Here is a 20,651-nt window from a genome sequence, read left to right on the forward strand (position 1 = left end):
CTACTTAAGAATATCCCCTGGATTAGCATTTCTATGTGGAACAAAAAGAGAAAGTGTTGCGTCTTTGCCAGTGGCTAACAACATTGCCTCTGACATACCGAATTTCATCTTTCTAGGTTCAAGATTTGCAACCACAACTACTTTCATTCCAACAAGTTCTTCTGGTTTATATGCAGATTTTATACCAGCGAATACATTTTTGATCCCTTTTTCTCCAAGATCAACTTTAACATTTAAAAGTTTATCTGCACCTTCTACATGATTTGCTTCTGCAATCAGACCAACTCTTAATTCAACCTTAGTAAGATCATTTATACTGATTAGACCTGTTTCATTAGAATTAGACTTAGATTCAGATGTTTTTATTGTAGTAGGATTTGTTTTTACTTCATTTTGTGATTCTTTATTTTCTTCTAACATAGTAGTAATTGCCTTTTCATCTACTCGCTGTGAGAGTATCTCGTAAGGAAGAATGCTGTTATTCTCTAAGAGATTCTCTAGTTCAGCGAAAGGTATTTTAGAATTCAAGTTCAATATTTTAAATATTCTTTCAGAAATTTTAGGTATGACAGGTTGTAGGTAAATCGAAAGTATCCTCGCGCTATTGATTGCAGTGGTAACAACTTGTCTTGCTTCTTCTTTATCTGTTTTCAAAAGATTCCAGGGAGCTTTGTCGTTTACGTATTTATTGACCACATCCCCCAGGCGTGCGATTTCTTTCATTACTTTCGAGTAATTTTTATCTTCGTAATTTTTTAAAATTTCCGCTTTGCTTGCGAGCAGTTCGGTTACTATTGATCTGCCTTCCACATTGAGTGTTCCTAGTCTTCTATCCAATTTGTCTAGAATGGAAGTTCCAGTTCTTGAAAGTATGTTAATGAAATTTCCGATTAAATCAGAATTTACCTTTGAACTAAAGTCGGAAAAATTTAAATCTAAATCGTCAAGAGTATCGTTTAATTTTCCGGCAATGAAAAAACGGAAATGCTCTGGCTCTAAGTATTTTAAGAAGGTAGAAGCTTTGATAAAAGTTCCACGAGACTTAGACATTTTTTCGCCATTGACTGTGATGAATCCGTGCACGTTGACTCGATTCGGAGTTTTATAGTCTCCACCTAATAGCATTGCAGGCCAGAAGAGCGCGTGAAAGTATAATATGTCTTTGCCTACGAAATGAATTATTTCTCCGTCGCCTGATTTCCAAAACTCGTCGAACGTTGGATTGTCTTTGAAATAATTCTTGGAGGACGCAATATAACCAATAGGCGCATCTAACCATACATAAAAGTATTTATTCACTTCACCTGGAATTTCAAATCCAAAGTAAGGACCGTCACGCGATATATCCCATTCCTGTAAGCCTTGGGAAAACCATTCGTTTAATTTATTGCGAACACCTTCGTGCACATGCTTTGGATCATCAATCCATGCTGCTAATTCTTTCTGAAAATCCTGTAATTTAAAGAATAAATGCTTTGAACTTTTTAAGCCCGGTGTGTTTCCGCAAATTGCACAATGAGAGTCAACTAAATCCTTTGGAGAATAATTAGAGCCACATACTTCACATCCATCGCCATATTGATCTTTTGCGCCACACTTAGGGCAGGTGCCTTTGATAAAACGATCAGGCAGAAACATTTTATCATGCTCACAATAGGATTGCTCAATTTCTCTTTCTGCAATATGAGAATTCTTTTTTAGACTATTGTAAATTTCTTCCGAATAATGACGATTTTCCGGTGAATTCGTAGTATAGTAGTTATCATACTCAATATGAAAAGCCGTTAAGTCTTTGTAGTGCTCTGCGTGAATTTTGGTTACTAATTCTTCCGGGGAAATATTTTCTTTTTTGGCAGCAAGCATTACAGGTGTGCCATGTGTATCGTCTGCACAGAAGAAATAACACTCATTACCCGCTAGTTTCTGGTATCGAACCCAAATATCGGTTTGGACTCCTTCTAGCATATGACCTAAATGAATGGAACCATTTGCATAAGGAAGAGCTGTTGTGACTAATAATTTTCTTTTTTTCATATAGTTTTGAGTGAGTGCTTTGCCACCGATGAACACCAATGCACACCGATGATTTTAATTTGAGTATTCTTGTCGGTGTGTTTTGATTATCTTTGGGTGAGTATACTGAATGTATTTTCCTTTCTAGGCTTTTTTAGCCTTTTTAATATTCTCAGCGACTTCGGTGATCTTTGCCTTTACAGCTTCTACTTTGCCCTCTGGCATTTTATTTTGAATTTCTTCGGTGATCTTGTTGTAGTTATCAATGATTTTAGAGCGCGTGTCTTCGTAGTTTTTTCCAGCTACGCTTGTGAATTCTTTTATATCGTGAATGATTTTATCTAATGAATGTCTGATTTGCACTGCACCTTCTGAATTGTCTTGCGCCCCTCTCGTGCTAAGTTCTGTATAAGACTTCTCTAACTCGGTTTTGGCTCTTTCTAAACCCTCTTTTCCAGCCTGTAGTAGTCCGATTCCTATGTTAAGAATATCCATTATTTGTTTTTCCATTTAATCTCTCCAATAAAATAAAAGATTTATCAATATATGACCAAATTTATATGATTGACTCATTTATATATCCCTTTTTTGAAAAATAAGTTTTGCAAAATTTCATGAAATCAGTGTATTCTAGCTTGCCATTGCTGGTTATAAGGCAGAACTGGAAGGTATAAGCGTTGCTGGGATCGAAAAACTCAGCTCTGCATTAGAAAAGGAAGCAATGAAAGAAGACATTCATAAGAGATTTGTGCATTTTCAGGAGTTTTTGCCTAAAATACAGGCATTTTTAATCAAAACACAACGCAAGTCTGACTTTAGGATAGATAAAAAAGGTCCTATTGATCTAGTTACAGAAGCGGATTTGGGCTCTGAGAAAATGGTAGTAGATGAAATTAGTAAGTTTTTTCCAGACGATCATATTATGGGAGAGGAGGGATCTAGCGTGCAAGGGAAAAATCAATATCGTTGGATCATTGACCCAGTCGATGGAACTACGAACTTCGCTCATCGTCTGCCTCTTTACGGAATTTGTCTCGGTTTGCAAAATATAGAAAGTGGACGCGTGGAAATGGGCATTGTAAGCTTTCCCGCTTTGGGCGATACCTACCATGCCATTCGGGGAGCGGGAGCATTTAAAAACGGAGAGCGAATCTTTGTATCGGAGACAAGTGAGTTAATCAACGCGTTAGTCTCCACAGGTTTCCCTTACGATAAGAAACAAAGAATGGAAAGTGTTATGCATAATTTGAAATCCATGTTGTTAGCCGTTCGAGACGTTAGGCGAACTGGTGTTGCAAGTCTTGATTTATGTTGGGTTGCAGAAGGAAGATTTGATGCGTATTGGGAAGAAAATCTAAAACCCTGGGACATGGCAGCAGCATCGGTTATTGTAGAAGAAGCTGGAGGAAGGCTTTCTACTTTCGATGGAAATGATTTTTCCGTATTCGTTCCAAATCTACTTTCATCCAATTCCATTATTCATGACAAGCTAATTGAGCGGCTATCTGTCATTTCCCCCCAAGTAAAAAGTGAATTTGGTTTATGAAGTTTAGAAGAAATAAATTTCTTTCTCTTTGCCTCTGTGCCTCGGTGGCTATCTTCTTTTCCCTCACTGTAAGTGCGCAAGAGACATATCCCAAAATCTACGAATCCAATACTTGGAATCCAATTGGATTTGAAGAGATAGAAGAAAAATTTAAATCTGTGGATGTAATTCTAATCGGGGAAGAGCATGACGATAAAGTGGGTCATGCAGAAAAACTAAAACTCATTCGGTTTTTATCGGAGCGGCAAAGTTTTATTATCTCCATGGAAATGTTTGAGCGAGATGGACAAGTTGTATTGAATGAATACCTCGCCGGACTTATTGATGAGAAACTATTTCAGTCTGACTGTAAGCTATGGAATAATTATGAAGACTATAAACCGATTGTTCTCTTTGCAAAAGAGAATAAAATTCCAATCCTAGCGGCTAACGCACCTAGACGTTATGTGCGAATCCTTTCTCGCAATGGATTGGAAGAAATTTATAAATTCCCTCCTGCCTCACGAAAATTATTTGCTCCGATTTATACAGTGGAGCGTTACAGACAGGAATCTTATGAGAATAAAATATTTGGCTCTATCGCCGGACATACGAGTGAAAAGCTAGGAATGAAAAATATGATTCTAGCACAAAATCTTTGGGATGCAACAATGACCGATTCTATTTTAAAAACCATTGAGAAGAAGCGAACAAAAGTAATTCATATAAACGGTCGGTTTCATAGCGACGAGTATATGGGTGTTACCCACAGACTTAAAGAGTTTGGTTTAAGGGTGCTTACGATTTCCATGTTCGTGCATCGATCTCTTGAATCCCCGAATCAAACCCAACTGAAAAAATACGCAGATATTATTTATATTACGGGAGCAAATTTCCCAAACAAAGAAAAAGGAGAATAAAATGTTTCAATATAAACATAGACATTTAGAAATCGCAAGCATATTCCTGTTTGTAGTCTACTGTATTATGCTATTAGTAAAAATTGGCGAAGAGACTATTCGACTTGCGAATAATCTAGGTTATCTGGTAATTCCGTTAGCTCTTGCTCCTTTATTTGTTGGATATGTAGGTGCTGATTTTTTTTCCGGGCTTGTTCATTTTCTAGGAGATACATTTGGAACGGAGGAAACGCCCGTGCTTGGAGAGCCTTTTATTAAACCATTTCGGGAACATCATGTAGATCCAAAAGGAATGACAAAACATGATTTTGTAGAGACAAGCGGAAACAATTGCATCGTATCCATTCCTTTTTTGCTTTTGGTTTATTACCTAATTGATATTAAGTCGAGTCTATTTGCCTATTCCTTCTATAGTTTCTTTTGTTTTCTAATGATTGCAGTTTTTATTACAAATCAGATTCATAAATGGTCGCATATGGAAAATCCCGGGGCGGCTAATATTATTTCTCCAACGAAACAATTTAATCCTTTCGCCTGAGCATCATCAGGTTCATCACACGGAGCCTTTTGATAAATACTATTGCATTACTGTCGGTTGGTTAAATCCATTTCTTTATAAGATTCATTTTTTTGAAAGCATTAAGACTATCGCCTATAAAATCTTTGGAGATAGAGTGGCTATTCGACGTTAAACGGAAGTGAAAAAACTTTTTCAGTATTAATGAATACCTCTTCGTTAAATTTCTATCAAAGGAAATAAATTTATAGATATAGTCGAGCGAGTTCTTTTTTTCTTTTTATTCTTTATTTCGAGTTTTCCTTGGTTTTTTACTTGCCTTGCAGTCAATTTATTTACATATTAAAAATTAAGAAATAGTAAGCGCGATTGCCTTCGGATACATAAAAGATACTGTCAAGAATACTATCAAAGATACTATTAACTATAGTGATTTCGTTTGAATGACTATATTTAGCAGTATACCAAAGACTATGACTGATAGTAAATTGGATGCATCGGCAATACAAAGAATAACTACTTCGTATGTTGAAAACTGACATTGAATTTAGTATCTAATATTAGCAGAGATCATTATTTATCTATGACTACAACTTGAAAGGGAAGAACTAAAACACTTGGATGAGAATAGAAGGCGATTTATTTATGACTAGCATAGTAGCGAAAACCATTCTTCTCGTTGAAGACGAAGTCATCATTGCCTTGATGGAAGTAAAACAATTAGAGAAAGAAGGCTACAAGGTGATTCATGTTGAGGACGGGAATCAAGCTATCGACATGGTCAATGAAAAACGAGATCAAATAGATTTGATACTGATGGATATTGATTTGGGAAATGGCATCGATGGCACTCAAGCTGCAAAAGAAATTTTAAAGAGTCATGATATACCTATTGTTTTCCTTTCCGCTAGAGTAGAAAAAGAAGTCGTTCAAAAAACAGAAAAAATTACATCTTATGGTTATGTAGTAAAAAATTCTGGAATCATTGTAATTGATGCCTCTATCAAAATGGCATTTAAACTTTATGAGGCAAATAAAAAAACAGAAAGACAAAGAGAGCGGCTAAGAACAATTCTCCACTCCATTGGCGATGCTGTCATTGCCACAGATATGGATGGAAATATTTTACAAATGAATTCCATCGCTGAAAATTTGACAGGATGGAAATTCAGTGAGGCAAACGGAATGCCTCTGCAAGATGTCTTTCATATTGTAAATGCTGTTACCCGCGAGAAAGTTGTAAGTCCCGTCGAATTGGTATTAGCCTCAGGGAAAATTGTAGGACTCGCAAATCATACTGTATTAATTGCACAGGATGGACATGAATATAAAATTGCGGATTCAGGCTCTCCCATAAAAGATTCAGAAGGACATATTACAGGAGTTGTATTAGTATTTCGAGATATAACAAAAGAATATGAAATTCAAGAGGCTCTCAAACAAAGCGAACTACATTTGCGAACGATTGTTGAAGCTACTCCAAGTTGCGTGAAGCTTGTTTCTAAAGATGGAACTTTACTTGCAATGAACTCCGCTGGACTTTCTATTATTGAAGTCGAAGATTCTAAGGATGTAATTGGTAAAAGTGTTTATCCTGTAATTGCTCCAGAATTCAGAGATGCTTTTCAAAAATTCAACGAGCATATCTGCAATGGCGAGAAAGGATCACTTCGTTTTCAAATCGTTGGAGCGAAAGGAACTAGGCGATGGCTGGAATCCCATGCTGTTTCACTTCCTTCACCCGAAACTCATGAATTAATTCATTTAGCGATTACGCATGATATTACCGAACAAAAACAATATGAAGAATCTCTTCACGCGCGAGAAAAAATATATCATACTATATTTGAAAAAAGCAGGGCTGTTAAATTATTAATAGACCCGAATGACGGAAAGATTGTTGATGCAAATTCTGCAGCAGCGGAATTTTATGGTTATTCGCTAGAAGAATTAAAAGAATTAAAGATCAATAAAATAAATGTTTTATCAGAAGAAAAAATAAAAGAAGAGATGCTAAACGCAAGCACAGAAAAAAGAAATTACTTTAATTTTAAACATCGTCTTGCAAATGGAGAACTTCGCGATGTGGAGGTTTACTCAAGCCCTCTCACAGTAGGAGGTCGCCCTTTGCTTCATTCCATTATACATGATATTAGTGATCGAAAAAAAATGGAAGCTGCCCTTACTGAAAATGAGCGGAATATGAAGATTCTCCTCGATACGATGACGGAAGGAGTTGCCTTAAATGAAATTATTTATGATGACACAGGAGAAATGATTGATTATAAAATTTTAAATGTAAATAAAGCATTCTATTCCATGGCAGATTATAGCAGCGTTGAGGTAATTGGAAATTATGCGACAAAGCTATATGGTATGTCTATTGATTTTATTAAAACATTCTGGAGAGGTCATCAGGATATGCGGACAACTGTATTTACTGAAATGTGGAGTCCGCTGCACAATAAATGTTACTTCATTGCGACATCGCCTTTTGTCGATGGCAAATTTGTTACAACATTTCTTGATATTACCGAGCGGAAAAATGCAGAAACCGCACTAGCCGAATTTAATCGAGACTTTGAAAATTTCTTAAAAGAAACAACTGATTTTATTTACTTTAAAGATCGAGAAAGTAGGTTTCGTTTTTGTAGTCAAAGCCTGGCGAACATCACAGGTCATGCAAATTGGCGAGATTTGATCGGAAAGAATGATTTTGAAGTATTTCCAGCAGACACTGCTAAAATTTATTACGAAGAAGAACTACCAATCTTTGGAGAAGGAAAACCCCTGCAAGGTAAGATAGATCCCTATTACGATGCAGAGGGTAATATGGGTTATGTGTCCACAAATAAATGGCCTCTATTTGATAATAATAAAAACGTAGTAGGGATATTTGGTATTAGCCGTGACATCACAGAGCGTAAAAGAATGGAAGAGCAGTTAGAGAGCACAAAATTGGCTCTTGAGAATGCGAACATTGAGCTTGAAAAATTATCAAATACGGATGTATTGACTGCTATTGGGAATAGGCGATACTTTGAAAAGATTTTTGAAAAAGAATGCCTTCGATCAAGAAGAAACAATAGCCCTCTATCGATTCTTATTATTGACATTGATGATTTTAAAAATTACAATGATCATTTTGGACATTTGCAAGGAGATGAATGCTTGAAAATTGTTGCGAAAGCAATTGCTGGACTGGCAAGAAGAGCACCTGATCTAGCGGCACGGTGGGGTGGCGAAGAATTCATTGTTTTACTACCTGAAACAAACCTTTCGGAAGCTTGGGTTGTTGCAGAAAATATCCGCACACACGTGCAGGAGTTAGCCCTCCCCCATCCAATAGCTAGAGCGGCTAACGTTGTTACATTAAGTGTGGGAGTGTCTTCATGGGGCTATGAAGACCCACAAGAATTAATTTCTAGAGCGGATAAGGCTTTGTATGCCGCAAAGAACAACGGTAGAAACAGAGTAGAAATTTCAAAATAGACTTCAAAAAGAGGAATGAATGTTTGATAAATCAAATAAAACCATACTGCTCGTAGAAGATGAAATCATCATTGCCATGATGGAACTTAAGTTGTTAGAAAAAGAAGGGTATCGAGTAATACATGCGGCTAATGGGGAAGAAGCGATTGATATTGTAAATAATTCGCCAATTGATTTAATCCTTATGGACATTGATTTAGGGAAAGGTATGGATGGAACTGAAACTGCAAGAGAAATTTTAAGAACCCATAACTTACCTATCGTGTTCCTCTCATCCAGAACCGAAAAAGACATTGTTCAAAAAACGGAGGTCATTACTTCGTATGGATATATAATGAAGAATTCTGGAATTATCGTTATGGACGCGTCTATCAAAATGGCTTTTAAGTTGCATGAAGCAAATGAACGAACTCAAAGAGAGAAAGAGCAACTTCGAACCATTTTACATTCTATTGGAGATGCAGTAATCGCTACAAATAGAGAAGGGCTTATTGTTCGAATGAACATAGTTGCAGAGGAAATTACTGGCTGGAAATTCTCTGAAGTAGAAGGAAGACCATTATACGAAATTTTTAGAATAATCAATGCTCATACAAGAGAAATTGTTCCTGATCCAGTTAAATTAGTATTAGCCACTGGAAATACAATAGGTCTTGCAAATCATACTGTGCTCATTGCTAGGGATGGAACAGAATGTCAAATTGCCGATTCTGGAGCACCGATTAAAGACGTTAGTGGAAATATTATTGGAGTAGTTCTTGTTTTTCGAGATGTTACACAGGAATACGAAATTCAGAATAAAATTGAAATAAGTGAAAGAAAGTATCGAACCATTATTGATGTATCACCTATTCCGTATGCACTTAATGACGATCATCAAAATATTCTATTAATAAACAAGGCGTTTACAGAGACATTTGGATATTCCCATGAAGATATTCCAACTCTTTCCGATTGGTGGCCTAAGGCATATCCTGATTTAGAATATCGAAATTGGGTTGCCTCTACCTGGCAGAATAATGTAGAAAAATCGTTACGAGATGGAAAACCATTTATACCTCTTGAAATAATAATTCAATGCAAGGATGGAACCAAACGTTCTGTAATGGCGAGCGCAGTTTCTCTTGGTGATTCTTTTTCGGGGATACACTTAGTTATCCTTTATGACATAACTGATAGGAAAAAAAATGAAGATGAACTTCGGGTTAGCAAGCAATTGCTTGAAGCCTCTCAGTCTATCGCAAAATTAGGTGGCTGGGAATTGGACTTAACTACGAATACACTTTATTGGACTGCTGAGACCTATCGCATTCATGAAACTTCTCCGTCAGAGTTTAATCCTACAGTCGATGCTGGAGTTGGATATTTCTTACCTGAATCTCGGCAAATGATTTCGGAAGCTCTTAAAAATGCAATAGAAAAAGGGATAGGATACGATCTTGAATTAGAAACATTTACAACTAAGGGTAGAAAAATTGATGTTCGCACTACTTGTCATGTCACTATAGTCAATGGAAAGCCAGCAAAGCTAACTGGAATTTTTCAGGACATAACAGTTAGTAAACTCGCTGGTCAGGAAATTCGAAATTTGCTGCAAGAGAAAGAAATAATTCTAAAAGAAGTTCATCATAGAGTTAAAAATAATATGAGCACTATCTTTGGGTTACTGACAACTCAAGCAGTTACTGTAAATGATTTGGCTGTGCAAAGTATCCTTCAGGATTCAGCAGGACGCGTGCAAAGTATGATGGTATTATATGACAAACTATATCGATCAGAGAACGCTGGTATTGTCTCAATTAAGGACTATTTTCCATCTTTAATCTTTGAAATTATTAGCCTTTTTCCTAAAACCAAACTTGTTAAGATAGAAACTGAATTGGATGATATTCGATTAAAAACTTTAGTGGTTACTCCTTTAGGAATTATTTTTAACGAGCTAATTACAAATACAATGAAGTATGCATTTTCAGAAAACAAGGACGGGTTAATACGAGTAACCGCAAAGCAAAAGGAAAATCTGATTATCCTCACCTATGAGGATAATGGCAAAGGAATTCCTTCATTCATATCTTTTGATAAGCCGACTGGGTTTGGATTACTATTAATTAAAATGCTAGTAAAACAAATCAACGGAACTATTTCCATGGAAATAAAAAATGGAACATGCTTTGTAATTGAATTTCATGTTTAAGTTGCAAAAAAAGAACCTATGATCTGAAGCAATATGGGGCTGTGTAAAAAGAAGGCTTTCTCACATCGCTTGGCAGTTGGGCGGAGGCGGGTGGATAAAGACGTGAAGGCGCAAATAATAGAGCTAATAAAATCAATACTATTTACGTCCTGTGCGGCTAAACTCAATATTGCTCCTTAGGGAAGCAACTTAATGTAACACATTGCTTTTACTTTTACAAAATCCCTGATCGGCATGCAATGCTAATGGTGGGTTTGTCAAATTCAATGCTGATCCCAAAGGGTCGCAACAAAAGGCGGGCTGTTGATTTTACTAGTTTATTAGGTTTGTCTAATATTGTTGATTTCATAAAATGTTACATAGTTTTACTCTTATGCCTAAGGTGAGTTACTAGGTAGAATTGGAGAAAAGAATAGATTATACAGAAAAATTACTTTGCTATGATAAGATATATTTTTTTAGTAATCAAAAATGTTTCGAAAAATTTATTGCCCTAAAACAAGTCTTTACTGAAAGTGAGTTAATTAAAAAACTTCTAAGGCTTAAATAAATTCTTCTTGGGCTAGCATTTTATTTTAAATAACCTTATTATTTTTTTTGAGTCTGCTGCGAAATGGGTCATTTTTAGTTTTCGTATTGATAAATCTTAGCGGTTAAATGTATGAAACCTTATTTTGCAACGGACTCTTTAAAGGAAAGTGCATGAAACTATTGTTCATATTTTTTATATTCTTATTCACAACAATTATAGCTAAAGATACATCAAAAACAAATAAGGGAAAATTGATTGAAAGAGAAGTAGAAATTATTCGTGTCAAAGAAGAGCCTGATATTAAGGCTAATCAATATTTTCCAAAGCAGCCTGAAGAAAACAAATTACCACAAGATTCTAATACGCAAAGCAATGTAAGAGAAGTCGAAGAAAAAAAAGATGTTGAGGGCTTGCAGGCAAAAGAAACCATTAGCGATAATAAATCAAAAACGATCAAGCTTCCTGAAGTCAGTGTCGAAATATTTGGATTTATTAAAGCTGATTATGTTTATTCCAATCAGGCAATGTTGTCCTTTGGTCGTGAAAATTTAACTGCTCCCAATCAGGCAAAACGCATAGTGCAAAATGATGATCGGGATCAGCGGTCACTCATGAGTATCCGCGAAACTTCAATAGGCTTTAAGCCCAAGTTTGGAAATAATTTGCATTAAGTAATTCAGTTTGATCTAATGGACATTAACCAGGGAAATGGAGGACCGGCGAGTAAGCCTCGTATTGTGCAGGCATACATTGAATATAAATTTGGAAACAAGATGGATTTTTTTGCGGGACAGAAGTGGGATATTTTTTCGCCATTGTATCCTGACACTTACAATATTATTTCTGGATTACTCGGCAGTGGGAACCTTGGTTGGTTTAGAGAACAAATGGGATTTAAGCATTCTCTTTCTTCTCAATTTAATTTATCATATTCGATTGGAAATTCTAATCTAAATACTTCTCCAAACGTATCGCCTAACGTTGAGTTAACTAAGGCTCCAACGTTTGCTTTTCAATTAGAATGGATACCTACCAATCAACTAAATCTTTATCTGTCTGGAATTTATTCTAATTTGAAATACTATGATCCAAATTATTCAACATTGTATTTGAATAATAATTATAGTAGTTCTAGTTCTAGTTTCGATGATTCTTATAACCAACTTTTGAATAATAAAAAAGTCAGTCGTGTATCAAGTGGAATTTCTCTTAGCGCACAATGGAAATTAGCCAGTAATCTCAACATAAAGGGAGAAACTCATATAGGTCAGAACTTAGATAATTTTAGCACATTGACTCAGTCAGCCGTTCAGGTAACTTCGTATGGACAGTCTCTTTTGCAATCCTCTTCCCCTCTCGCCTATCGATCCAATTCTGTAAACGGTGGAAGAACACAATATAACTCTATTAGAGAGGCGGGCGCATGGATGAGTATTCTTTATAATATTACCGAGCACTGGGAAGTTATATTTCTTGCAGGCAAGACTAAAATTTTAAATCCAGATAGATTAAAAACTTCATTTGAATCTATTTCGGGAAATCAATTTTATCTCAAGGAAATGAATCGAAACCAGCCCAATGTAAACGTGTGGGGTTCTGATCAACTTGGCTCAGTGATTACAAATTCAACGATAGGCGGAAGCGTGGCAAGGATTCTAGAAGGCAATTTCAAATTATTCGTATATTACCAATACACGGAGACAGAATACAAGACGAGTGATCGGCAAAAAGGCATTGGTAGACTAATTAGTAGCATAGGAAATGATGGAGCCATTTCGTGGAACTCTGCTAATGCAGCTATACCGGATTCTGGGAATTTGCCTCATGCTCATTTAATTCGTGCTGGCGCTATGATGAATTTTTAGAAAAGCAAAAAAGGAAAGGAAATGAAATTATCTATAAAACAAATTATCACAATTAGCTTTATTGGGCTAACAACGATTATACTATTATTAACGGCTTTGATAATATCCCTGTATCTAAGTCAGAATCAACTGTATGAAAATCAAAATCGAAAATTTGACTCTTATCTTCTTGCAGATGAATTAAGACAGAGTTCGGATGATTTAACAAGATTAATGAGAACCTATGCATTGACAGGAGATGAAAAGTATAAGGACTATTTCTTTACTGTTTTAGATATTCGAAATGGGAAAAAAACTAGACCGGAAAAATACAATCGAATCTATTGGGATTTCTATACGGTTAATGGAAATAAGCCGCGACCGGACGATAAGGCTGTCAGTCTATCTGATTTAATGAAACAAAGTGGATTCACAGATTCTGAATTTACTAAGCTAGAAGAAGCAAGAAAAAATTCGGATGGGTTAGTAAGAACAGAAGAAATTGCTATGAGTGCAATGCAAGGCAAATTGGAAGAAGATGCAAAGACTATGATTTTACCGAATGAAAATTTGAAAGAATTTGCGAGAAGAATTTTACATAGCGAGAAATATCACAAAGATAAATTTAATATTATGAAGCCAATAGATGACTTTTATGTTTTGTTAGAAACTAGAACAAATCAAGAAGTTTTGAATTCAAAGGAAAAGCAAACGTTTCTATTACAAATGACTATTTTTGTTTTGGTGTGTTTAGTGTTAGCATCCCTTTTTTCATTTTATTTAATTCACAGAGAAGTAATAAAACCAATCTTGATATTTAATGAAGAAATTCAAGAAATTACGAATAGTAAAAACTTAACTAAGCAGTTAATCAATGATAGCCACAATGAGATTGGTGAGCTTGCAATGAAATTTAATGAATTTATTAAAAGTATCCGCACTTTATTTTTAGCATTTCAATCTAATTCTAAGAGTGTGAATAAGCTCGCTATGACTTTGGAGGAAGCAATTCAGGAAACAAAAACCTCTTTTGAAGAAGTCTCTATTGCGACTGATAGCGTTGCTGATGAGACAGGACAACTCATGCATTTTACGGAAACAATTACAGAAATGATGAATGAGTCTAAACAGAAAATTTCGAATGGTTCAAATCTATCAAAAAGAAATTTGAGTAGCGCACAAATCTTGTTATCTGAAATTACAAGCGCATACGCAGAGTTAAACTTAGCTAATAGAGAACTAAAAACAATCAGTTCTCAATTGGATGAGACTGCGAAGGCTACTGAATCGCTGTCTGAACGATCAAGGGAAATTCACTTAGTGCTTATTTCTGTTAGGGAAATTTCAAAGCAAACTGGACTTCTTGCACTCAATGCAGCGATTGAGTCAGCTAGAGCAGGAGAGCACGGGAAGGGTTTCGCTGTAGTAGCCGATGAAGTAGGAAATCTTGCCGCACAAACTCAGCAGGCTACTGCAAGGATTAGTCAGGTCGTGAATGATATTACTTTAGAAATTAACGATTCAGTAAATAAAATTCGGATCACAAATGATAGTAGTAAAAAATTATTTCAAATTATTGCTAAAATAGAAAAGGTAATTTCGAATAATGTTTCCATTGTTAAAAATACACAAGAAGAATCTTCTCTCATTTCCTTGGAGCTTTCCGGCATTGAAAAAAACATTACAGAGGTAAATATCGTTAATGCGCAGATACTTGGAGCCAATCAGCATCTTGCTGCATCTGGAGAAGAAGTAAGCGTTGCCATGAAATCAAAAATTGCTGCTCTCGATAATATTAATAAGCAGATAATTTCTTTAAATTCAGAAAACAAAGCTTTGCAAGCAGATATTATTCAATTTAAAATTTAAAAGAATCTAATTGTAATTTACCACTTCGGTGGTATTGGTATTTCAACATTTCTCAAATACTCTGCACTTTCTTCTGGAAGAGATGGATTGATATACATACCACTTCCCATTTCAAAGCCTGCTTGTTTTGTGATTCGAGGAACGATAGAAAGATACCAGTGGTAATACTTTGTTCGCCGCTCTGCAAGAGGGGTTGAACGAATTGTAAAATTATAATCTGGATTTCCAAGACCAAAGTATAACATAGATAAAACTTTCTTCAAAATTTTTGCAAGGTCTTTTAGTTCTTCTAATGTAGCATCTTCATACGAGGATGTATGTTCCCTAGGAAAAATCCAAATATGAAATGGACTGAGTGCGGCATATGGGACGAAGGCGATAAAATTGACATTCTCTGCAATGATGCGAGTTCCGGCAGCAATTTCATCTAAAGCAGTTCTACAAAAGATGCAATCTCCATAATCATCGAAGTAGCGCATTACTTCTTGTATCCTCGCTCTGAAACTATAAGGCACAACGGGAGTAGCCGCTATTTGACAATGCGGATGTTCTAACGATGTGCCTGCTGATTCTCCATGATTTTTAAAGATGACGATTGTTTCCATTCGTGTATCTTTTGCAATTTCTTCATAACGTAACTTGAAAGCTAGGAGCAAATTATAAATATCCTTTTCAGGTAATAGTGCGGTAATGGAATTATGTTTTGGCGTTTCTACTATTACATCATGAACTCCAACGCCTGTAATGGTAGAATTAATTCCTATCTTCCATCTAAACCTTTCTCCTTCTGGAGAAAGGGCAGGATATTTATTTGAAATTACTCTAATCTTCCATTCATTGTTTTCCTCAATTCTTAAAAATTCTTTTGTCGCCAAATGCTCGTTACCCGGACAAAAGGGACAATCATGTCTATATTCTGGTATTTCAATTTTTGGTGAATCTTTTCTTGTAAACTCGTGCGGTCTTTTGGCTCGATCGGTTGCAATGATTACCCAATCTCTAGTAATAATGTTTTGTCTAATCTCGGACATAATAGCCTTCTTATCAACGTCATACGAAACGTATACTTGCCTAATATCTAAAATCAATTCTAATCAAGCAAGATTTAATCTTAAAAAAAACTCTTTTCTTTCTATGATAAATATCAGCAAGATTTGAATGAGACAGAGTTCTTTCAAAAAACCTATTGCCAAAAAAACAACATTCGCAATTATACAGGAATGAAAATAAAACTCAGTCTATTACTTTGTATTTTGCTTTTCTCAGCCTGCACAAATCCTATTGAGAAGAAACGAAAAGAATTAGAAAATTGTAAGATCACAGTTGATTCGCTTGAAATTAAAAATGTTCGTATGTTTATCGTTCCGCCTGTCCCAAAGCTTTATTTTAAAGCAAATATTAAAATCGAGAACACGAATGATGTGCCTGTAACAATCGAGAAATTTTCTTTTAAGATATCAACGATTGACGGTGGAAATGAAAACGCTCATTTAGCGGAAGTTATCAATGCAAACGAGCATGAGATTCCAGCCTTTGCGACTGAAATCATTCAAGCTGATATGCAAACTTTGTTTGAAGAGAATGTCAATAAGAAGCTAGTTATTTTTTTTGCGGACCTGATCAAAGCAGTGTTAGGTGGAGGCGAAATGGAATTTGTATTGGAAGGCACAGTTGAGTTTAACACAATTCTTGGAAAGATGAATGTGCCTTTGAAAGAGAAGGTTAAGACTAGTCTCAGGAATAACAAAAAGTCAGAGAAGAAACCTTGACAACAAGACTATTTCGAAAATTCTATCAGTAAGCATATCAAGAATTTCGGGGGAGACAAGTAAATTTGCCCTGTCCCATAATATTGAAAAGAGGATTGACCTATGATTGATTTTACAATGACCGATGAACAAAAAGCACTGCGTGACCTTGCGCGTGACTTCGCAAAAAATGAAATGGCTCCTAAAGCTGAGCATCATGATACAACAGGAGAATATCCAATGGAAATTCTCAAAAAAGCTTGGCAGGCAGGACTAATGAATTTGCATATTCCTGCCAAATTCAATGGTGCAGAGATGGGCGAATTGGATGATGTAATCATGGGAGAAGAATTATATTCTGGTTGTTCAGGAATGGCTACTGCAATTCTAGCGAATAATCTTGCTTTGGCGCCGGTGTTGATTGGAGCAAGCGATGAAGTTTTAAAAAAATTCGTAGAGCCTATGACTCATGAATTCAAACTAGCGGCTTACGCGGTTACTGAACCGGGTGCTGGTTCTGATGTTGCCGGTATCCGCACAACTGCTACTCGTGTTGGAGATGAGTATGTGATCAACGGCTCCAAGATGTGGATAACAAACGCAGGCGTAGCTGATTGGTTTTTTGTTCTCACAAAGACTGATCCTGCAGCAGGACACAAAGGGATGACTGGATTTATTGTAGAAAGCAAAACTCCTGGAGTCATTATCGGAAAGAAAGAAAAAAATATGGGACAGAGATGTTCTGATACAAGAGCTGTAACTTTTGAAGATGTAAAGATTCACAAAAGCCAAATCGTTGGAAATGAAGGTGATGGATTTAAAATTGCGATGGGTGCATTCGATCATACGCGACCTGGTGTTGCTATTGGTGCTGTTGGTGTTGCTCGTGCAGCTATGGAACATGCTATACGTTATGCGAACACACGTAACGCATTTGGAAAACCAATTTCTGCAAATCAGGGAATTAGTTTTATGCTGGCTGATATGGCAAAAGACATTGAAGCGGGACGTTTACTCTGTTGGCAAGCCGCATGGATGATTGACAATGGTCATAAGAATACCTATCAGGCTTCTCTTGCAAAAGCTTTTTGTGCTGATATGTGTATGAGAATTTGCACAGATGCCGTTCAAGTGTTTGGCGGTTACGGGTATAATACTGAGTATCCGGTAGAAAAACTAATGCGTGATTCTAAAATTTTCCAAATCTACGAAGGAACTTCTCAAATCCAAAGAGTGATTATCTCTAAATTCCTCAACGACGGAAAAGGAATCGAGCACCCAAATAGTTAAAATGGTAACTGCTCAGCAGAATAGAATTGCCACAGAGACACAGAGTCACGGAGAAATTCAAGAGAGAGTAATTGCACGGAATATTGCTTTTTTTCGTAATTCAGATTTGGTTAATATGCGATTATGATTTTTTAATTGAATTCAAATTTTTCATTAACTCTCTTTAATGCGATGAATATGAATAAAAAAAGCACAAATCGAAAATCCTCTGTGTCTCAGTGCCTCTGTGGCAAAGCAGGTAAACAATGAGCTATATTATGGTCGATGTCGAAGCTGATGGTCCGATTCCGGGCGAGTATTCTATGATTAGCTTCGGCGCCGTTTTAGTAGATAAGACGCTCGACAAAACATTTTACGGCAAGTTAAAACCTATCTCGGAAAAGTTTATCCCAGAAGCACTTGCCGTATCAAATATGAGTCGCGAACAAACGCTATTACACTCTGAGCCTGCATCTGTCATGCAAGAATTCGCTCATTGGTTAAAACTAAATTCAAAAGGCAATCCAATGTTCATCTCTGACAATAACGGATTTGATTGGATGTTTATGTGCTATTACTTTCACCGGTTTATTGCTAGTAACCCCTTTGGTCATAGCTCTACTAATCTCGGCTCTCTCTATAAAGGAATTGTCAAATCTACTTTCGAGAATTTCAAACATCTACGCAAAACAAAGCATACCCACAACCCAGTAGACGACGCAATGGGAAATGCAGAAGCACTTCTTACGATTGTAGAGAAGTATGGGCTAAAAATATCACTAGGATAAAATTATGACAAACTCAGCAGATAACAACAAGTATCCAATCGGACAATTCACTCATCCTGAAAAGACAACAGATGAGCATGTTGCAGTGTGGATTGAAGAAATAGAAAAATTTCCAACAGTTCTCAGGCAGACAGTCGCCAATTGGTCTAACGAGCAATTATCCACAAAGACAAAGCCGGATGGTTGGATGGTGGCACAGGTTATTCATCATTTGGCGGACAGTCATATGAATAGTTTTATTCGGTTTAAATTGGCATTAAGCGAAGACAGACCTACTATTAAGCCGTATGCGGAAGATAGATGGGCTGATCTTGCCGATGGAAAAGATTTGGATATAGAAAACTCACTTCAGATACTAGAAGGTCTTCATAAGCGATGGGTGATTTTACTTAAGTCGCTCTACAAAGAAGATTTACAAAGAACTTTTTTTCATCCCGAACACAAAGAGTTTCATTGTTTGGATGCAACTGTTGGCTTTTATGCATGGCACGGAAAGCATCATCTGGGTTTCATACAGAATTTGAAAAAAAGGATGGGTTGGTAAAAAAATCTTTTTTTAGAAAACTAATTTTTCTAACCAGGGAAATAGTTTTTCTGCAAATAGTCTTTGTGCTTCTTTTGTAGGATGACCATCACCTACGATAAAAAAGGTTCCTTTCGGATTTTCTATGTAATACTTGTCTACTACATCTTTTAAATCAAGATAAGGAATTTTCTTTTCTTTTAAGTATTCTTCCATCTTTTGATTTGAAAATTGCGTTAAATCCCTATCTATCGCCCCTTCGAAGTTTGGGGAAAACGCTAAATAAGAAACATTTGTAAAAAATACTTTTATATTTCTTTTTTGACATTCCTCTAGGATGAAGTTAAAGTATTCTCTCGACAAATCGAAATTAACCGCATACTTATCTTTAGGCAACGAGCGATTTTCCGAAAACAAATCTAGTTCACTTTGGTCTTTTACTAAAGATGGAATCTTTTTTAAATTGGACAGAATGACTTTTTCAATCTTGGATTTTGAATGAAAGAATTTGTAATATTGAAAATAAGTAAATTGAACAAACTTAAAATTAAAAAGGAAGCTGGAATAGGATTTATCAAAAAGACTTGGATTCTCTAAGATTGGTAATTGTCTATATTGCATTTCGTGGACTCGATCATCTATCCAATCATTTTCATTTAAACAAAAAAGAATCGCATCTGGTTTTAACTTAAAAAATCTTTCTAAGTTTACTGCATGAATTTTGAAAGAAGTTCCTTGAATCCCCATGTTTAATACTTCGAGATTTTGCTTTTCAAATTCTTTTTTTAAGAAGTATGTAAAGGTCTCTTCGTATTCAACCCCATGACCTTCTACTAATGAATCACCTACAACTAGCATTCTTTTTTTGGTTGGTTTGAAGGTGAAATCATTATCTCTAAATCCATAAGAATTCGTTTTGTAAGAAACAGAAAAATCTGCACGGGCTTGTGTGTATTCTATGTTTGGATAATGAGAATGGATAAACTGTTTTGACTTTATAAGATAGGGATTTTTTTTGTATGGATCTATTACCTGTCCATTCTGTGGATACTCCACAATACCCTTAAAAAATAGTCTTGTTGCGACTTCGCCTATTAGAAAAATAAGGAAAAGTAATAAAAATAATGCGAATGAATAAAAAATTTTAATCTTCATATGAAAATCCTAGATTGATTATTGTAATAAAAAATTTATCTAGGAAATTGCCTATTAAAAAAACGAAGCAATGGATTTTGTCACGGAGGCAATGAGTCATGGAAGTAATTGAGAATGCACGAGTTAAACCTTCGATTGCATCAAAGATACTGTCTAGGATACTATCAAACATACTATTAAAGATAGTGATTTTGCCTTTCTGACTAAACTTAGTAGTATACTTGAGACTATTGTTGATAGTAATTTTGATGCATCGCAATAA

The 20,651-nt window shown here is 35.8% G+C and carries 15 protein-coding genes and 1 pseudogene; 12 read left to right on the forward strand and 4 right to left on the reverse strand.

The genetic code is table 11. The features are described from left to right. Both metG and IPH52_22555 read right to left on the reverse strand, forming a co-directional pair. On the reverse strand, positions 1 to 2,034 hold the full coding sequence (gene metG, locus IPH52_22550; protein ID MBK7057780.1) for a methionine--tRNA ligase: 2,034 nt from the start codon (positions 2,032 to 2,034) through the stop codon (positions 1 to 3). A 123-nt stretch (positions 2,035 to 2,157) separates the two neighbouring features. After that, positions 2,158 to 2,523, reverse strand: coding sequence for a chemotaxis protein (locus IPH52_22555; protein ID MBK7057781.1), 366 nt, complete (start codon positions 2,521 to 2,523; stop codon positions 2,158 to 2,160). Between the two features lie 211 nt (positions 2,524 to 2,734). On the opposite strand from IPH52_22555, the gene IPH52_22560 reads away from it, so the two are divergent. The 8 genes and pseudogenes from IPH52_22560 to IPH52_22595 all read left to right on the forward strand — a co-directional run bounded on the left by IPH52_22560 (position 2,735) and on the right by IPH52_22595 (position 14,906). Continuing rightward, positions 2,735 to 3,559, forward strand: a complete 825-nt coding sequence (locus IPH52_22560) for an inositol monophosphatase (protein MBK7057782.1) — start codon at positions 2,735 to 2,737, stop codon at positions 3,557 to 3,559. Beyond that, the gene (locus tag IPH52_22565) at positions 3,556 to 4,458 is read left to right on the forward strand and encodes a ChaN family lipoprotein (GenBank protein ID MBK7057783.1); all 903 of its coding nucleotides are present in this window, start codon (positions 3,556 to 3,558) and stop codon (positions 4,456 to 4,458) included. Before IPH52_22560 ends, IPH52_22565 begins: the two co-directional genes overlap by 4 nt. 1 nt (position 4,459) lies before the next feature. Beyond that, positions 4,460 to 5,150: pseudogene (locus IPH52_22570) on the forward strand (kua-ubiquitin conjugating enzyme hybrid localization domain protein). A gap of 470 nt (positions 5,151 to 5,620) precedes the next feature. After that, complete coding sequence (locus IPH52_22575; GenBank protein MBK7057784.1) at positions 5,621 to 8,467, forward strand: PAS domain S-box protein; 2,847 nt, start codon at positions 5,621 to 5,623, stop codon at positions 8,465 to 8,467. A gap of 19 nt (positions 8,468 to 8,486) precedes the next feature. Beyond that, positions 8,487 to 10,661 carry a PAS domain S-box protein gene (locus tag IPH52_22580; protein MBK7057785.1) on the forward strand — a complete coding sequence of 725 codons (2,175 nt, stop codon included), beginning with the start codon at positions 8,487 to 8,489 and terminating at the stop codon, positions 10,659 to 10,661. A gap of 783 nt (positions 10,662 to 11,444) precedes the next feature. Then, entirely contained in the window at positions 11,445 to 11,864 is a 420-nt protein-coding gene (locus IPH52_22585; GenBank protein MBK7057786.1) for a hypothetical protein, read from the forward strand. An 18-nt stretch (positions 11,865 to 11,882) separates the two neighbouring features. After that, a complete protein-coding gene (locus IPH52_22590; GenBank protein ID MBK7057787.1) occupies positions 11,883 to 13,058 on the forward strand; it encodes a hypothetical protein in 1,176 nt (391 codons plus the stop codon). Between the two features lie 21 nt (positions 13,059 to 13,079). Then, positions 13,080 to 14,906, forward strand: a complete 1,827-nt coding sequence (locus IPH52_22595; protein MBK7057788.1) for a methyl-accepting chemotaxis protein — start codon at positions 13,080 to 13,082, stop codon at positions 14,904 to 14,906. A 17-nt stretch (positions 14,907 to 14,923) separates the two neighbouring features. Here IPH52_22595 and galT read toward each other — a convergent pair whose 3' ends face one another. Continuing rightward, entirely contained in the window at positions 14,924 to 15,937 is a 1,014-nt protein-coding gene (gene galT / locus IPH52_22600; protein MBK7057789.1) for a galactose-1-phosphate uridylyltransferase, read from the reverse strand. 189 nt (positions 15,938 to 16,126) lie between these two features. Here galT and IPH52_22605 point away from each other — a divergent pair, with 189 nt between their 5' ends. From IPH52_22605 to IPH52_22620, 4 genes are all read left to right on the forward strand, one after another. Next, positions 16,127 to 16,675 carry an LEA type 2 family protein gene (locus IPH52_22605; protein ID MBK7057790.1) on the forward strand — a complete coding sequence of 183 codons (549 nt, stop codon included), beginning with the start codon at positions 16,127 to 16,129 and terminating at the stop codon, positions 16,673 to 16,675. A 105-nt stretch (positions 16,676 to 16,780) separates the two neighbouring features. Further along, complete coding sequence (locus IPH52_22610; protein MBK7057791.1) at positions 16,781 to 17,944, forward strand: acyl-CoA dehydrogenase family protein; 1,164 nt, start codon at positions 16,781 to 16,783, stop codon at positions 17,942 to 17,944. Between the two features lie 245 nt (positions 17,945 to 18,189). Beyond that, positions 18,190 to 18,711: a 3'-5' exoribonuclease gene (locus IPH52_22615; protein ID MBK7057792.1), complete on the forward strand. Its 522-nt coding sequence runs from the start codon at positions 18,190 to 18,192 to the stop codon at positions 18,709 to 18,711. Positions 18,712 to 18,715: 4 nt separating this feature from the next. Then, the gene (locus IPH52_22620; GenBank protein MBK7057793.1) at positions 18,716 to 19,255 is read left to right on the forward strand and encodes a putative metal-dependent hydrolase; all 540 of its coding nucleotides are present in this window, start codon (positions 18,716 to 18,718) and stop codon (positions 19,253 to 19,255) included. A 12-nt stretch (positions 19,256 to 19,267) separates the two neighbouring features. Here the strand turns inward: IPH52_22620 and IPH52_22625 are convergent, their stop codons facing one another. Then, a complete protein-coding gene (locus IPH52_22625; GenBank protein MBK7057794.1) occupies positions 19,268 to 20,389 on the reverse strand; it encodes a hypothetical protein in 1,122 nt (373 codons plus the stop codon). Positions 20,390 to 20,651 lie beyond the last annotated feature (262 nt).

The sequence above is a fragment of the Leptospiraceae bacterium genome, from assembly GCA_016708435.1.
Lineage (GTDB): Bacteria > Spirochaetota > Leptospiria > Leptospirales > Leptospiraceae > UBA2033.

Excerpts from the sequence above, each read along its gene's own strand:
- metG (MBK7057780.1), bottom strand. The coding sequence starts at position 2,034 with ATGAAAAAAAGAAAATTATTAGTCACAACAGCTCTTCCTTATGCAAAT.
- IPH52_22605 (MBK7057790.1), top strand. The coding sequence starts at position 16,127 with ATGAAAATAAAACTCAGTCTATTACTTTGTATTTTGCTTTTCTCAGCC.
- IPH52_22615 (MBK7057792.1), top strand. The coding sequence starts at position 18,190 with ATGAGCTATATTATGGTCGATGTCGAAGCTGATGGTCCGATTCCGGGC.
- IPH52_22555 (MBK7057781.1), bottom strand. The coding sequence starts at position 2,523 with ATGGAAAAACAAATAATGGATATTCTTAACATAGGAATCGGACTACTA.
- galT (MBK7057789.1), bottom strand. The coding sequence starts at position 15,937 with ATGTCCGAGATTAGACAAAACATTATTACTAGAGATTGGGTAATCATT.
- IPH52_22575 (MBK7057784.1), top strand. The coding sequence starts at position 5,621 with ATGACTAGCATAGTAGCGAAAACCATTCTTCTCGTTGAAGACGAAGTC.
- IPH52_22565 (MBK7057783.1), top strand. The coding sequence starts at position 3,556 with ATGAAGTTTAGAAGAAATAAATTTCTTTCTCTTTGCCTCTGTGCCTCG.
- IPH52_22580 (MBK7057785.1), top strand. The coding sequence starts at position 8,487 with ATGTTTGATAAATCAAATAAAACCATACTGCTCGTAGAAGATGAAATC.
- IPH52_22625 (MBK7057794.1), bottom strand. The coding sequence starts at position 20,389 with ATGAAGATTAAAATTTTTTATTCATTCGCATTATTTTTATTACTTTTC.
- IPH52_22590 (MBK7057787.1), top strand. The coding sequence starts at position 11,883 with ATGGACATTAACCAGGGAAATGGAGGACCGGCGAGTAAGCCTCGTATT.
- IPH52_22560 (MBK7057782.1), top strand. The coding sequence starts at position 2,735 with ATGAAAGAAGACATTCATAAGAGATTTGTGCATTTTCAGGAGTTTTTG.
- IPH52_22595 (MBK7057788.1), top strand. The coding sequence starts at position 13,080 with ATGAAATTATCTATAAAACAAATTATCACAATTAGCTTTATTGGGCTA.
- IPH52_22620 (MBK7057793.1), top strand. The coding sequence starts at position 18,716 with ATGACAAACTCAGCAGATAACAACAAGTATCCAATCGGACAATTCACT.